This is a genomic window from Neisseria sp. P0009.S008 (assembly GCF_051958615.1).
Classification (GTDB): Bacteria; Pseudomonadota; Gammaproteobacteria; order Burkholderiales; family Neisseriaceae; genus Neisseria; species Neisseria subflava.
Genome location: NZ_JBQCVG010000014.1, coordinates 29805 through 44927 on the forward strand (window position 1 = coordinate 29805; position 15123 = coordinate 44927).

12 protein-coding genes are annotated in these 15123 nt (G+C 51.7%); 6 read left to right on the forward strand and 6 right to left on the reverse strand.

The window, feature by feature from the left end:
* Positions 1–71: 71 nt before the first annotated feature.
* Complete coding sequence (gene mutS / locus ACTHSQ_RS10170) at positions 72–2693, forward strand: DNA mismatch repair protein MutS (protein ID WP_440371925.1); 2622 nt, start codon at positions 72–74, stop codon at positions 2691–2693.
* Positions 2694–2730: 37 nt separating this feature from the next.
* Positions 2731–3582 carry a DUF5672 family protein gene (locus ACTHSQ_RS10175; RefSeq protein ID WP_137040933.1) on the forward strand — a complete coding sequence of 284 codons (852 nt, stop codon included), beginning with the start codon at positions 2731–2733 and terminating at the stop codon, positions 3580–3582.
* A 44-nt stretch (positions 3583–3626) separates the two neighbouring features.
* Here ACTHSQ_RS10175 and ACTHSQ_RS10180 read toward each other — a convergent pair whose 3' ends face one another.
* Positions 3627–4463, reverse strand: a complete 837-nt coding sequence (locus ACTHSQ_RS10180; RefSeq protein ID WP_440371926.1) for a DUF4198 domain-containing protein — start codon at positions 4461–4463, stop codon at positions 3627–3629.
* A 388-nt stretch (positions 4464–4851) separates the two neighbouring features.
* Here ACTHSQ_RS10180 and ACTHSQ_RS10185 point away from each other — a divergent pair, with 388 nt between their 5' ends.
* Together ACTHSQ_RS10185 and dinB are read left to right on the forward strand one after the other, a co-directional pair.
* Positions 4852–5901: a sulfate ABC transporter substrate-binding protein gene (locus tag ACTHSQ_RS10185; RefSeq protein ID WP_440363756.1), complete on the forward strand. Its 1050-nt coding sequence runs from the start codon at positions 4852–4854 to the stop codon at positions 5899–5901.
* A 77-nt stretch (positions 5902–5978) separates the two neighbouring features.
* Entirely contained in the window at positions 5979–7037 is a 1059-nt protein-coding gene (gene dinB / locus ACTHSQ_RS10190) for a DNA polymerase IV (RefSeq protein WP_440371927.1), read from the forward strand.
* 137 nt (positions 7038–7174) lie between these two features.
* Here dinB and recB read toward each other — a convergent pair whose 3' ends face one another.
* The 5 genes from recB to ACTHSQ_RS10215 form a co-directional block, all read right to left on the reverse strand.
* Positions 7175–10831, reverse strand: a complete 3657-nt coding sequence (gene recB / locus ACTHSQ_RS10195) for an exodeoxyribonuclease V subunit beta (RefSeq protein ID WP_440371928.1) — start codon at positions 10829–10831, stop codon at positions 7175–7177.
* A gap of 144 nt (positions 10832–10975) precedes the next feature.
* The gene (locus ACTHSQ_RS10200) at positions 10976–11746 is read right to left on the reverse strand and encodes a hemagglutinin repeat-containing protein (RefSeq protein WP_440371929.1); all 771 of its coding nucleotides are present in this window, start codon (positions 11744–11746) and stop codon (positions 10976–10978) included.
* Positions 11747–11876: 130 nt separating this feature from the next.
* Positions 11877–12077 carry a hypothetical protein gene (locus ACTHSQ_RS10205; protein WP_003685104.1) on the reverse strand — a complete coding sequence of 67 codons (201 nt, stop codon included), beginning with the start codon at positions 12075–12077 and terminating at the stop codon, positions 11877–11879.
* 33 nt (positions 12078–12110) lie between these two features.
* A complete protein-coding gene (locus tag ACTHSQ_RS10210; protein ID WP_003685272.1) occupies positions 12111–12449 on the reverse strand; it encodes a hypothetical protein in 339 nt (112 codons plus the stop codon).
* A gap of 2 nt (positions 12450–12451) precedes the next feature.
* A complete protein-coding gene (locus ACTHSQ_RS10215; RefSeq protein ID WP_050770518.1) occupies positions 12452–12778 on the reverse strand; it encodes a DUF4376 domain-containing protein in 327 nt (108 codons plus the stop codon).
* A 14-nt stretch (positions 12779–12792) separates the two neighbouring features.
* Here ACTHSQ_RS10215 and terL point away from each other — a divergent pair, with 14 nt between their 5' ends.
* Both terL and ACTHSQ_RS10225 read left to right on the forward strand, forming a co-directional pair.
* Positions 12793–14145: a phage terminase large subunit gene (gene terL / locus ACTHSQ_RS10220; protein ID WP_440371930.1), complete on the forward strand. Its 1353-nt coding sequence runs from the start codon at positions 12793–12795 to the stop codon at positions 14143–14145.
* Positions 14142–14801 (forward strand): hypothetical protein, encoded by a 660-nt coding sequence (locus tag ACTHSQ_RS10225; protein WP_003685322.1) that lies wholly within the window; start codon positions 14142–14144, stop codon positions 14799–14801. Before terL ends, ACTHSQ_RS10225 begins: the two co-directional genes overlap by 4 nt.
* The last annotated feature ends 322 nt before the right edge of the window (positions 14802–15123 follow it).

The window sequence follows — 15123 nt, forward strand, 5'->3', positions numbered from 1 at the left end:
TCTGAAAGCTTATTTAGGTTTTCAGACGGCCTTTTGTTACAATAACGCTTTTGCGTTTCTAAGGCTTTTCCATGTCCAAACCCACTGTTTCCCCGATGATGCAGCAGTATCTCGCCATCAAATCGCAGCACGCCGACAAGCTGGTGTTTTACCGCATGGGCGATTTTTACGAGTTGTTTTTGGATGACGCGGTGGAAGCGGCGAAGCTGTTGGACATCACCCTGACCACGCGCGGGCAGATGGACGGCGTGCCGATTAAGATGGCGGGCGTGCCGTTTCACGCGGCGGAGCAGTATCTGGCGCGGCTGGTGAAGATGGGCAAAAGCGTGGCGGTGTGCGAGCAGGTGGGCGAAGTCGGCGCGGGCAAAGGGCCGGTGGAGCGCAAAGTCGTGCGCATCGTTACGCCCGGCACGCTGACCGACGCGGCGTTTTTGGAAGACAAGGAAACCAACCGCATCGCGGCGGTGAACGCGGATAAAAAACACATCGCCATCGCGTGGGCATCTTTGCAAAGCGGCGAATTCAAAACCAAGCTGACGACGGCGGACAAACTCGCCGACGAGCTGGCGCGTTTGCAGGCGGCGGAAATCCTGTTGCCCGAAGGCAAAAGCCTGCCTAATGGTTTTCAGAGTGCGCAGCCTGCCCGTGGTACGACCTCTGCCAACATCACGCGCCTGAACTCATGGCAGTTTGCCGCCGACGCGGGCGCGAAATTGTTGACCGAATACTTTGGCTGCCAAGACTTGCACGGCTTTGGTTTGGACGGCAAGGAACACGAAGCCGCCGTCGGCGCGGCGGGCGCGCTGTTGAACTACATCCGCCTGACGCAAAACCTGATGCCGCAACACTTAGACGGCATTTCGCTCGAAACCGACAGCCAATATATCGGCATGGACGCCGCCACGCGCCGCAATCTTGAAATCACGCAAACCCTCTCCGGCAAAAAATCGCCGACCCTGTTTTCCATACTCGACGGCTGCGCCACCCACATGGGCAGCCGCCTCTTGGCACTCTGGCTGCACCACCCCTTACGCAGCCGCGCCCACATCCGCGCCCGCCAAGAAGCCGTTGCCGCGCTGGGTTCGCAATACGAAGCCCTGCAAGGCCGTCTGAAAAACATCGCGGACATCGAACGCATCGCCGCCCGCATCGCCGTCGGCAACGCCCGCCCGCGCGATCTTGCCGCCCTGCGCGACAGCCTGTTTGCCCTGTCCGAAATCGAATTGTCTGCCGAGGGCAGCAGCCTCTTAGAAACCCTCAAAGCCGTTTTCCCCGAAACCCTGCCCGTAGCCGAAACCCTCAAAGCCGCTGTGATGCCCGAACCCGCCGTTTGGCTCAAAGACGGCGGCGTCATCAACCAAGGCTATTCCGCAGAACTCGACGAGTTGCGCCACATCCAAAACCACGGCGACGAATTCCTGCTCGACCTCGAAGCGCGCGAACGCGAACGCACCGGCCTTTCCACCCTCAAAGTCGAGTTCAACCGCGTCCACGGCTTCTACATCGAGTTATCCAAAGTCCAGGCCGAACAAGCCCCTGCCGACTACCAACGCCGCCAGACCCTGAAAAACGCCGAACGCTTCATCACCCCCGAACTCAAAACCTTCGAAGACAAAGTCCTGACCGCGCAAGAGCAGGCATTGGCATTGGAAAAACGCCTGTTTGAAGCCCTCCTCAAAGACATTCAGACGACCCTGCCTCAGCTTCAAAAAGCCGCCAAAGCCGCCGCCGCCCTCGACGTACTCTCCACCTTTGCCTCCACCGCCGCCGAACGCGGCTTCGTCTGCCCCAAGTTCGCCGACTACCCCGTCATCCATATCGAAAAAGGCCGCCATCCCGTCGTCGAGCAACAAGTGCGCCACTTCACCGCCAACCACACCCGCCTCGACCACAAACACCGCCTCATGCTCCTGACCGGCCCCAACATGGGCGGCAAATCCACCTACATGCGCCAAGTCGCCCACATCGTCCTCATGGCGCACACCGGCAGCTTCGTCCCCGCCGATGCCGCCCAAATCGGACCCATCGACCAAATCTTCACCCGCATCGGCGCCTCCGACGACCTCGCCTCCAACCGCTCTACCTTCATGGTCGAAATGAGCGAAACCGCCTACATCCTCCACCACGCCACCGACCAATCCCTCGTCCTCATGGACGAAGTCGGACGCGGCACCTCCACCTTCGACGGCCTCGCCCTCGCGCACGCCATCGCCGAACACCTGCTGCAAAAAAACAAATCCTTCAGCCTCTTCGCCACCCACTATTTCGAACTGACCAAACTGCCCGAAGCCCACGCAACGGCAGTCAACATGCACCTTTCCGCGCTCGAACAAGGACAAGACATCGTCTTCCTCCACCACATCGAACCCGGCCCTGCCAGCAAAAGCTACGGTATCGCCGTCGCCAAACTCGCAGGTCTGCCCAACCGTGCTTTGAAAGCGGCTCAAAAGCATTTAAACGATTTGGAAAACCAAGCTGCCGCCAACCGTCCGCAGTTGGATATTTTCAGCGCCATGCCGTCTGAAAATGGGACTGAAGAGGAAGGGAAAGAACAAGAAGTTGAGCCTGTCGATAATTTGCAGAACAATGAATTGGCTGAAGCTTTGGCGCAAATTCAGCCCGACAACCTCACGCCGCGCGAAGCCTTGGATGCCTTATATCGCTTGAAAGATATCTGCAATAAGGCGTCGTAAATAACTCAAAGGCCGTCTGAAACAAGGGAATATATTAATGAGTTTTACTGACATTACCGTGGTTGGTATTACCGGCGCAGATTCTTATACCGAGGGCACGATGTATGCCATTATCCGCAGCTGTGCCGAATTGCCCGGCAGCCGTGGATTGCTGATCAGCCCGAGCTGTCCGCAAGGTTTGCCGGAAAATATCCGACATCAGCCTTGCCGGAAATTCGGTTATCTGGAATACAATTTGTTTGTTTTGTACCAACTGATGTATTACATCGATACGGATTATTGTTTGATTGTTCAAAATGACGGCTGGGTGTTGAACGGTCAAAACTGGCAGGATGCCTATCGGGAATATGACTATATCGGTGCACCTTTGCCGATTTTGTTGGAAACCGAAGCCGACGGGCAGTTTTTCCTGAAGGGAACCGACCAATATTTGGCCAAACAACATCTGATTCAGACTTCTCCGAATTTGGACGAGCCGCAGAACGGTGGTTTCAGCCTGCGCAGCAGACGGCTTTTAGCCATGCCGCGACAATTGGGCTTAAATGTAGAAATCCGACCGCCGTTGCCGCCGAAAGACGAAAAAATTGCCGATATGGAATGGCTGGTAAAGCTGCACCATGAAGATATGTTTTTGACGGCGCAACACCGTTATAGATTGCAGGACTTGGGTTTGAAATTTGCGCCTCCGAATATTGCTACGCAATTTTCTTTAGAAGTACCGTTTATCAATCAAATGAGGAATGTCCCTTTAGAGCGCGTCTTTGGGGCGCACTGGATGGGAAATGTGGTCTTGACCGGCTGCAATCGTGTCCGGTTTGCCCAATTGAATGAGGATAGATTGGAAACATACTCCCGTTTTTTTAGAAATTTGGGTTATGAATGGGAATAAATTAAGGCCGTCTGAAAGTTCAGACGGCCTTTTGTTAATGGCTGTTAGTGTTGATGATGGAGGGCATGGCGTGCAGCCGCGCGTTTGGTGCCGACAGGTACGATCAGCGTTGCATAAGCTTTGTCCTGCTGGCATACGCTTTTATCGCTGTAATCGGTCTCGTTCACCACTTTGATTTTCCACAAGCCGTCAATCAACGTAATCACATTGACCACGCCGTTTTTATCGGTTTTGCCGGAGAAGCCTTGAGGCTCGCGGTGGTCATGGGTTGATTCCAAGTCCATTTCGGCCAAAGTGTCCGAGCTGGCGGTAACGGTGGCTTTAACCAAAGGCTCGCCTTTGTACAGGACTTTGACCGGCAAAATACCGCCGGCTTGGACTTCGTTCGGATTTTTCAGCGGAACCAGTTCCAGATCTTGGCCGATAGGGCGGGTCAATACAGCTTCATCAACTGCGCCGTTGCCCACTTGGACAAAGCTTTTGCCGAACATTTGCGCCTGTTCGCAATAGGTTGCGCCGGCCAGCTGTTTCAAGTTTTGCTGTTTCCAGCCGTCTTGGTTTTTCGACCAGAAAGTCGGTTTGTAGGTTGCGCTGACCCAGTAGGAGCCTTCAGGCAATGCGGCTTTGGAAACGTATTGATAGTTTTCGCCTTTATTTACCAAATCAACGGTTTTCTTTGAGCTGCCGGTCAATTGCAGTGGTTTGAAAATATGCACGCGGTCGTCGGCGATTTTTTCGACATTGGGGAAGTCATGGCTGTAACCTAAATCCGCATGCAGGATTTGGCCGGCAGGCTGATGTGTCGGTGCGGCCACCCAAACATCGTGCGCCTGCGCCACTGCGCCCAATCCCAGCAATCCTAAAAGCATCCATTGTTTCATAGTTTCTATACTCCATTTTTGTTGTTGAATGAAAGGCCTTGTATTTTGGCGAGTAGAAACATTACTCTTATTTGTATTTTTTGTAAATAAAAAGGATTAGATTTTTTAATTATAAATAATTATTTATATTGGGTTTTCAGACGGCCTGACGTATTGGGTAATGCTGTTTGCAACGTATGTTTATCCTGTATAAATAGCTGCTTTAATCTTTATCTGATTGATGTATATGAAATTTATTGTAATGTGTATTTGAGTGGGCATTTTTTCCCGATTTCCGCCCGGATTGTATATAACCAAAACTGATAAACGCGAAAGCAAACATTATTTCCAGTTTGCATCCAATCCCGATAAAGTGCTCCCATATTTTTAACAGGAGCCGACCATGAATATCCGTACGCTTTCTTTTGCCGCTTTGACCGCCGCGCTGGCTTTGAGCGCGTGCTCGCCAAAAACCGAACAATCCGCCGACAATGCCTCTCAAGCTGCCGGAGGTAAGGGGGGCGAAGTCAAATTGCTGAACGTCTCCTACGATGTCGCCCGCGATTTTTATAAAGAATACAATCCTTTATTTGTCAAAGAGTTTGCCGCAAAAAACGGCGGGCAGACGGTTGAAGTCCAACAGTCGCACGGCGGCTCCAGCAAGCAGGCTTTGGCTGTCGCTAACGGTTTGGCTGCCGATGTGGTGACCATGAACCAGACTTCCGATATCGAGCTTTTGGTGAAAAAAGGTTTGGTCAAAGCTGATTGGAATACACGCCTGCCGGACAATGCCGTACCTTATACCAGCAACGTCGTTTTCTTGGTACGTAAAGGTAATCCGAAACACATCCAAGACTGGGGCGATTTGGCTAAAGACGGCGTGCAAATCGTTTTGGCCAACCCGAAAACCACCGGCAACGGCCGCTACGCATTTTTGGGTGCGTACGGTTATGGTTTGAAAGTCAATAACGGCGATGAAGGCAAAACCAAAGATTTTGTGGCCGCATTGCTGAAAAACACGCCTGTGTTTGAAAACGGCGGCCGCGCAGCAACAACGACCTTCAGCCAACGCAATATCGGTGATGTCTTGGTTACCTTTGAAAATGAAGCCAACTATGTCAGCAAAAAGCTGACCCAAGACCAGTTTGAAATCGTTTATCCAAGCTACACCATTCTTTCCGAAGCGCCGGTTGCCGTCGTGGACAGCGTAGTCGACAAAAAAGGCACACGCGCCACTGCCGAAGCCTATCTGCAAAACCTCTGGAGCGAACCGGCCCAAGAATTGGCCGCCAATCTTTACCTGCGTCCGCGCAATGCCGAAGTCTTGGCGAAACACAAAGCCGACTTCCCTGAAATTGAGACGTTTAATCCGAATGAGAAATTTGGATCGTGGGAAGAAATCATGAAAAAATTCTTTGCCGATGGTGGATTGTTTGACCAGCTTTCCAGTAAAAAATAAGGCTTAAACATAGAGGCCGTCTGAAACTTCAGACGGCCTTTTGTTACAATAAGCCTTTTTCTTATCCACCTTTTCCCATGTCTCAACGCAAAATCATCCATATCGATATGGACGCATTCTACGCTTCGGTAGAACTGCGCGAGCAGCCGCACCTGAAAGGGCTGCCCGTCGTTGTGGCGTGGGACGGTACGCGGTCGGTTATTTGTGCCGCTTCTTATGAAGCACGCAAATTCGGTTTGCACTCGGCCATGTCGGTGGCGACGGCGAAAAGGCTGTGTCCGCAGGCGGTGTTTGTGCCGCCGCATTTCGATTTGTACCGCCAAGTTTCGGCGCAGATTCATGCTGTGTTTCGGCGTTATACCGATTTGATCGAGCCTTTGTCTTTGGATGAAGCCTATTTGGATGTTACCCGAAATTTTGAAAATATCCCGTACGCCAGCGAGGTAGCCAAACGCATTCGTGCCGAAATTTTTGAAGAAACCGGTTTGACAGCCTCCGCAGGCATCGCACCCAATAAGTTTTTGGCCAAAATTGCTTCCGACTGGCGCAAGCCGAACGGGCAGTTTGTGCTGCCGCCGCAAAAAATCATGGTGTTTTTGGAGAGCCTGCCGTTGGGTAAGATTCCCGGTGTTGGCAAAGTCACGCTGAAAAAGATGAATACCCTCGGTATGCAGACCGCCGGCGATTTACGCCGTTTTGAGCGCGGCGAACTTTTAAACCATTTCGGCCGTTACGGCTACCGCCTTTACGATTTGGCACGCGGTATCGACGAGCGGCCGGTCAAAGCCGAACGCGAACGCCTGCAAATCTCAACCGAAATCACCTTGCCCGAAGATTTGTCTTTGGCGCAGGTTTCTAGCCATTTACCGCACCTTGCCGAAGACCTTTGGCGGCAAATCGAACGCAAAAACGTCGAAGCCAAAGGCGTTACCCTCAAACTCAAAACCCACGATTTCCGCATTATCACGCGTTCGCTGACGTATTCTTCCGTCTTGCCCGACAGCACCTCGCTGCTTCAGGCGGCGCATACTTTGTTGCAACGCATACCGCCGCAACGCGAAGACGCCTTCCGCCTGATCGGTATCGGCGTGAGTCATTTGCTGCCGAAAAACCAGCAGCAGACGCTTTGGTTATAAAGAAATAGAAAAGCATTCTTTCCGTTTGAAGATTGCGCGCAGGACAATATCGTTCCATAACCATACCGGCAGCCGTTTAAACAGGCCGTCTGAAAACGTTTCAGACAGCCTTTTTGACGGTTTAACAAAATGATTTATCAAGAATTTGTTTTTCGTTCAACAAAAGTGGAAAGCAGGGCGGTATCGATGTCCCATTTCCAAATGCCTCGTTCCGAGCCGTCCATGCCGCGTAGGAAGAGGTAGCGGATGGCGATTTTGGTCAACGGCTTGCCGCGCAGGGCATAGTAGCGCGCAATGGCAACGGCGTAGATCAGGGCTTGCAGGTAGTAGTGATGATGCGCCACGGATTCGTTCATCGCTTGTTGCGTGTACGCGCTTGTATCGTTGCCCAAATAGTTGGATTTGTAGTCGATTAAAACGACATTGCCGTCTGAATCTTGACAAACCATATCGATAAAGCCGTTTAAATAGCCTTGCAAATCATGGAAATCAAGCAGTTGCGCGGCTTGGACGCATTCGGTCGGCAGGTTTGCTTCGCTTGAGGCAAACCAACGGCGCAAGTTGTCCAGTTTGAAATCGTCCATGTACAGGGTAAACCCCATTTCGGGCAGGCGTCGGGTCGGCGGAATCTGCGACAGGCTCTCGCCGATTAAAGGCGTCAGGCGGCAGGTGTCGAGCATGGTACTTACCGTTGGCAACCATTTGTCTTCAAAGCTGTGGCGTTGTAAAACTTCGGCAATCATTTCGGATTGGCTCTCGGCAGAGGCGGCGAAGTCGAGTTTTTCCAACATTTCATGCAAACATACGCCGGCATTGGTGCCGCGGGGGAAATGGTGGATATCAAGGCCGTCTGAAAGTGGGGACGGCAGGTTTTCAGACGGCATGGCACGGTCTGCGCTTTCTGCCGGGTCGATGGCAGGTTGCAAAGGCTCGTGTTGTTCGTCGGTTGACTTGGTGTGTCTGCTCAAACCGGTAAAGCTGGTGTGGCGGATAAAGTCAAAATCGCGGCGTTTGATGCTATGTGCGCCAAAAGCTTGGTCTTGCTGGCGGCTGTATTGGTAGATGGTTTCCGGCGGGGCTTCTTCCGTGAAGGCAAACTCCGTATTTTCAGGTGCGTTCTTGATAAAGCGTTGCCAGTTGGTTTTGAGCATTTCCACAACGTCTGTCGCGCTTTTATAGCTTTGGCTGACGCTTTCGCGGTCGGCATCTGGCAAACCTTCGAGCAGATAGGCAAAAGGATTGTTTGGCGTACAGTTTTTGTTGGCGGCGGCGTAGATGTTGAGCTGTTCTTCGGCGCGGGTAAGTGCGACATAGAGCAGACGCAAATCTTCTGCCGTCTTTTCGTCGGCAAGGTGGCTTAGTTCTGCTTCTGAGGTTTGTGATTTGGCCAGCAGCTCGGTTTCATGGCTTTCAGTATGTAGGATTTTCCAGTTTTCTTTGGAATTGTCTTTGGTATCCCATGCGAAGGGGCAGTACACCAAAGGATATTGCAAACCTTTCGACGCGTGCATGGTAACGATTTTGACCAATTTTTCGTCGCTTTCAAGACGGATGGTTTGTGCGTCTGACGGGAAATGGCCGCTGCGCGCACGGCTGATTTGCTCGTTTAACCATTTATGCAGGGCGGCAGGGTTACGGCTTTGGCTGTCTTCTTCGGCCAAAAGCTCCAGAATTTGGTAGTAGTTGGTCAGGCTGCGTTCGTTGCCGCCTTTGAGCAGGCGTGTTTCAATGTCATGTAGGGTGGCAAACTGCTGCATGGCGGCAAAAATGCCGCCTTTCCGCCATTTTTCCATGGCCTCGGCAGATGACTCCAGCCATTTCAGCAGCTGGTGTTCGTTGTGGTTGAGTTCGTAAATTTCTTTGGCGGTATAGCCGAACAAAACTCCGGTCAAGACAAAGCGAAGCCAGTCGGTTTGCCTTGGGTTGAGCCAAAAGCCGATCAGCGCGGACAGCGAGTCTGCCTCGGCGGAATCGAAAACGGACTGGCGCGACAGCAACACGCTTTGGATACGGCGCTGTTTCAGTTTTCCGGCAATCATTGCTGCTTCGTTGTTGGTGCGCACCAAGACGGCAATATCGCCGGATTCCAGCGCGCGGCCTTTGAAGTTCAGACGGCCTTCGGCTGCTTCATTGAGCGCAAAGGCAATTTCATCGGCGCAATATTCGGCGGCACGGCCGCGCAAAATCTCTTTGCCGGTTTGGTCGTCCGTATTGAGCCAGCGCACTTGGATGGCGGGGCAGTGTGGCGACAGCCGGCTTGCGGCGCGGCTGGCGGAGACATCGCTGTAATCGATGTTTTCCAACACGAATGGATGTTTTTTTTGTTTGAACAAGGCGCTGATGCCGTTGATCAGCTTGGCATGGCTGCGGTAGTTGACGGCGAGGGTGTAATGCCGGTCCGCATCTTGCGCGGCTTGCAGATAGGCGTAAATGTCCGCACCGCGAAAGCTGTAAATCGCCTGTTTGGGGTCGCCAACGAGAAACAGCGGGCAGCCTTGTTCGATAAAAATTTGGCGGAAAATTTCATATTGCAGCGGGTCGGTATCTTGGAATTCGTCAATCAGCGCGATTTCCCAGTTTGCCGCCGCCACTTTTGCCAATGCGTTGCCGTGTTCATGGATGGTCAATGCCTGATGGACATCCAGCAGCAAATCGTCAAACACGCGCTCGCGGCGTGATTTTTTTTGTTCGGCAATAGATTGGTTGATGTAGGAAAGGAGATCGAGTTGCAGGCAGATGAAGACCGCTTCTTCCGCGCTTTCCATTGCTTGCAAATCACGACCGAGATTGGCCAAGGCTTGCAGCTGGACAATTTCCGGCGCATCGGCATCGGCTTTATATTCTTTTTTCAGTTTGCTGTTGAGCGTGTCGATACTGAAGAGGCTTAATTTCCCTAGCGTTTGTTTGCTCAGGCGGGGCAGATGACTGGATTCGGCGTTTGTTTTTAAATCGATAAAAACATTTTCAAAGGTATTTCTTTTGTAGGTCTGGCCATTAAGTTTGGGCAAGATTGTCCAAAACGCTTTTTCCAAGTCTTCCAACTGACCGCAAACTTTTTGCCATGTTTCTTGAAGGTTGGCTTGGGCTTCTTTCAAACTGCCTTCAGGCCGTCTGAATTTCAGATAGGGGCGGCCGGTATAGCTTTTGATTTCGGCAAGCATTTCTTCAGGCGTGCATTTTCGGTCAAAAACCAATTGTGCCAATGTGGTATCGGTTGCCACTTTCTGCCGCCAAAAGTCCTGCGCAGGAATCAGCAGCCTCTCGCGCGAGTCGTCCGACAGCTCGACATCCAAAGGCGCGCCGCACAAAAACGCGTAATCGCGCAAAACGCGCTGACAGAAGCCGTGGATAGTGTAAATCGATGCGTTGTCAAACTGGCTCAGCGTGGCTTTGAGGCGGAGAATCAGGCGATGGCAGCTTTCCTGTCCGTCTTGCTCGCCTAAAGCCAAAGGAATCAAACGATTGAGAAAGTCATCGGGAGATTTTTTCTCTTTGTCGTAATATGTGTTCAGGCCGTCTGAAATATGTTCCGGCTTACCGCCCAAAGTTTGAATTTCGTTCAAAACCTGCAACACTTCGTCCAAACGTGCGCGCAAACGGGTTTTCAGTTCTGCCGTCGCCGCTTTGGTAAAGGTAACGACCAGAATTTTCTCGATGTCTTTTTTTTCTAAAACAATCAGTCGGGTAAAGAGCGCGGCAATGCCGTAGGTTTTACCCGTACCGGCAGAAGCTTCGATGAGGTTGGTACCGTCGATGGAAAGTGTGAGCGCGTCAAAAGGAAGGGGGGAAGACATGGTTGGAACGGAATAATATTAGCGAGGCATTATCATAACAGAGATAGTGTGTTGTTTTGCATTGATGATAAAAATGCCGTCTGAAAACTTTCTGTTTTCAGACGGCATGCCTTAAGGGCTATTAAATGACTTCAATAGCGCATCTTAGTAGCGCAAACGGCGTTTGGCGTAGCTTGGTTGGCGAGGACGATAGGTATAACGGTTCGCCGCAGGAGCTTTACTGTCGTCATAGTAGTGCGCAACATTATTACCGTTGATGGTCGTATTGTTGACGCTCAAACCGGTTGGAGAGCCGGTAGTAATAACAACATTGTCGCTTTGGATGGTGTTTGCCGTATTGGTTACGTTGGCTTCGTTTTTACCTTTGGCGTTGATGCCGCCGTCAGGTTTACCTGAAGCGTAGCTGCCGTTGACATTGACGGTCAGGTTTTTTTCGTTAACGCTGCTGATTGCGCCGGAAGTATTGACTTTGTTGCCTTCTACTTCAACGGAGTTGTTGGATACCAGGTTGGTACCGTGCAGGTTGACGTCACCGTTGTTGGCATTGATTTTAATGTCATTGCCGGCCGCTACATTCGCGCCTGTGGCGGTAGAAGAAGCGTTATCGGTTTTGTTGACGCCGACAGAGCCATTGACGTGAGGAACGGCAACACCGGTTTCAACATTGATTGTCGTACCAGCGCCGATACCGACATTAACGGCTGTACCTTGGTTGGAGGCAGTATTGGCTGACTCGGTGAAGGTTACGCCGTTGCCTGCGGTAATGTTGACGTTGTTGTTGGCAGTAATGTTGGATGCGATTTCAGCAGAGTCTTTGGCGTTGATGACAACATTGGTCGCATTCATATCGCCTTTGACGGCGGTAGATTCTTTTTTGTTTTCATCAGCGTAGTTGACGTTCAGGTTGGCATTCACATCAACGTTTGAACCGTCTTTGGTGTATCGATGAATTTGATACTGGCTTTGGCAGTCACGCTGCCGTTTTCTTTATTGGTTTCGGTGCCAGAGTAGCCTTTAATGGAATACTCGTTGACCTGTTTGTTTTCTACTGCTTTGCCGCTTGTCGACAGAACTTATAAATCAGGTGGTCGTCGTAGCTCGAATTACGGTTGATGGTGCTGCTCACAGTAAAGGTTTGGCTGTCTGCAAAACACTCCCAGCCGGGCAGGTGCAGTTCGGCCACGAGGTCGAGATAGGCGGGCAGTTCGCTGCGTGTGTTCCCGCACCTGCCGCGTCGCCGTCTCATCTTTCTTATTCCCCGCCTGCGTGGCGAGATTTTTCATGCCTGCCTTTTTAGGACAGACACGATGGCGGCAAGGTCATTGGGCGACCAGCGCCAGCAGTCGGGCAGCCCCAATGCGGCGGCGTACCACTCGGAGTAAAACCACTTATCAGCGGGCAGCAGCATCGTTTTGGCGCGCACACCGCCGTCGCGCACGGAAGATGAAATACAGTCGTACCCGCCGCCTTCGACTGGGCCGTAGGCAATCTCGGCGTGGCTGTATTGGCCACGAGTGAGAATGCGGGTCAGCCAGTCGGTGGCTCGAGCACACCATACGCGCCAGCCGGAGCCGCCCCGATGGCCTTTATAGAGAGCTAGGTAGTATCGTGGTTTCATGATTACGCCTCCTCCAGCTCGGCGGCGGGCTGCTCGTAGTTAGCTGTCCAGCCGTCCGAATAATCGTATTCCAGCGGATTTTCGGCCTTTAACATGGCGGCTTTATGGCGTTCGGCGTTGGCAAAGTCGGCCTGCTCATCCAATACCATCTGCGTAGTCATCTCATCCAGTAGCTCGCGGGTCATGAGGATGAAATCGTTTTCCATCGTTTTCCAGCGTAACCCCACCGGCAACTCTTTCATGGTGCGCAGTAGGATGTATTGGGTGCAGCTCTCATCGTTGGTGTGAAACCACTTACCCACGCTTTTGACAAATACCCCAGGAATCATACGGCAGCTTGTATATGTTTACACGCTGGATGTTTTATCAAAGACGTGGCTATATTTGGCAGCGAGCGAATCATCACGCCCTAATCTGTAACGCCCTAGAACGTGTTTTCAACGGCGAAACGAAACGCCTGATTATCAATATTCCGCCGCGTTACTCAAAAACCGAGATTGCGGTTGTGAACTTCATTGCATGGGCAATGGGACGAGTGCCTGATTGCGAGTTTATTCATGCGAGCTACTCTGCGACACTGGCGGTCAATAACTCCGTGCAGATTAGGAACTTGGTGCAGCATGAGGAATATCGGGCAATTTTCCCGAATGTGGAGCTTGAAAGCGAAAGCAGTAGCCATTGGAAGACAACCGAAGGTGGTGTGATGTACGCAATAGGCGCAGGCGGTACGATTACCGGTTTCGGTGCTGGCAAACATCGGGACGGCTTCGGTGGTTGTATCATCATTGACGATCCGCATAAAGCAGACGAAGCACGAAGCGAGGTCAGACGGCAAAATATCATAGACTGGTTTCAAAACACAGTCGAATCACGGAAGAATAGCCCTGAAACGCCGATTATTCTCATTATGCAACGGTTGCACGAGAATGACTTGGCAGGTTGGCTGCTTGATGGTGGTAATGGCGAAGAGTGGGAACACCTTTGTCTGCCAGCTATTCAAGACGACGGTACGGCGTTGTGGCCTGAAAAGCACGATATTGAAACACTGCGCCGAATGGAACAAGCCGCGCCGTATGTCTTTGCCGGGCAGTATTTGCAACGTCCAGCGCCGCCTGATGGTGGCACGTTTAAGCCTGACAATCTGCAATTTGTGAAAGCCCTGCCCGCTGGAAATATCAGATGGGTGCGCGGATGGGACTTAGCGTCCACTGCGAACGATGGCGACTATACGGCAGGCGGCAGGCTTGGCGTAACAGAAGATGGGCGGTATATCATCGCCAACGTCGTGCGCGGTCAGTACGGCGCAGATGAGCGAGACAGAATTTTGAAAAACACGGCGCAAAAAGACGGCGTGAAAACAAAAATATCTATCCCTCAAGACCCTGGACAGGCCGGTAAATCGCAAACACTATATCTGACCCGTCAATTGGCGGGTTTTTCTGTATCTGCCAGCCCTGAGTCGGGCGACAAGGTAACACGAGCCGAGCCATTCGCGGCACAGGTCAACATCGGTAATGTGATGGTGTTGGATGATGGCACATGGGATACAGACGCGCTGATTTCAGAAATGCGAATGTTTCCAAACGGTCAGCATGACGACCAAATCGACTGTTTAAGCCGCGCGTTTGGCGAGCTACTAGACACCCGAACTGGCATGATTGATTACCTGCGTTCGCAGGTCGAGGCAAATAAATGAGTAAAAAGACACCTTTATCACAAGGCTTTATTGCCCGCGTTGCCGCTGGTGTCCGTTACGCCTTTACCGGCAACGCGGACGGGTGGTTTGATGTGGGCGAGCCTTTAGCCCCTGTTGCACAGCAGGCAGAGGGGCGGCGGTTCGATTATGAGCCGTTCTACAATGTTGGGCATTCCAAGCCGCGCGAACGCGAGGCAATAGGCTTTGCACAATTACGCGCCCTTGCCGATAACTACGATGTGTTGCGCTTAGTCATCGAGACACGTAAAGACCAAATGGAATGCCTGAAATGGATAATCCAAAAGCGCGACGTTGAGTCAACGGCAAACAACGAATCGCAGCGCAAAGACAGAAAGATTGATGAAGCTATTGCGTTCTTTCAGTCGCCTGACAAAGAGCATACATGGGCGGACTGGCTGCGCATCTTGCTGGAAGATTTGTTTGTCATTGATGCGCAGTGCATTTATCCGCGTAAAACACTAGGCGGCGACTTGTACGCTCTTGAAGTGATAGATGGGGCGACGATTAAGCGCGTATTGGACAATACAGGCCGCTTGCCAGCACCGCCTGATACAGCGTATCAGCAAATCTTGCACGGCATGGCGGCGGTTTCACAATTTCAGCCCACTTATTCAACGCTTCCTGCGTTTTTTTGACATCTTCTGCTTGCATATAAGCCAAGACTTTCAACCGTGCTTCATACACCTTTGCGCAATTAATTATCTTCTTGCACTGTGTCTGTTTTTGGTCTATCATATTCACTCCTTTTGTTGCAGGCCTCGTGCCTCAACCCTGCCCCACGTTCCTGCGTGGGGCTTTCCTTTTCAACTCCGGCCAAATCTCGTACCCGCCATTCCCGACGGGCTTTTTTATTTGGGTTGATCGTCTGATTTGTAGAAATTAGTAGCGTTGTTTACAGTATTTCCAGGAGAATACTGAAACATGAACATGCACCAAAACACCCGTCTCACCCCTCAC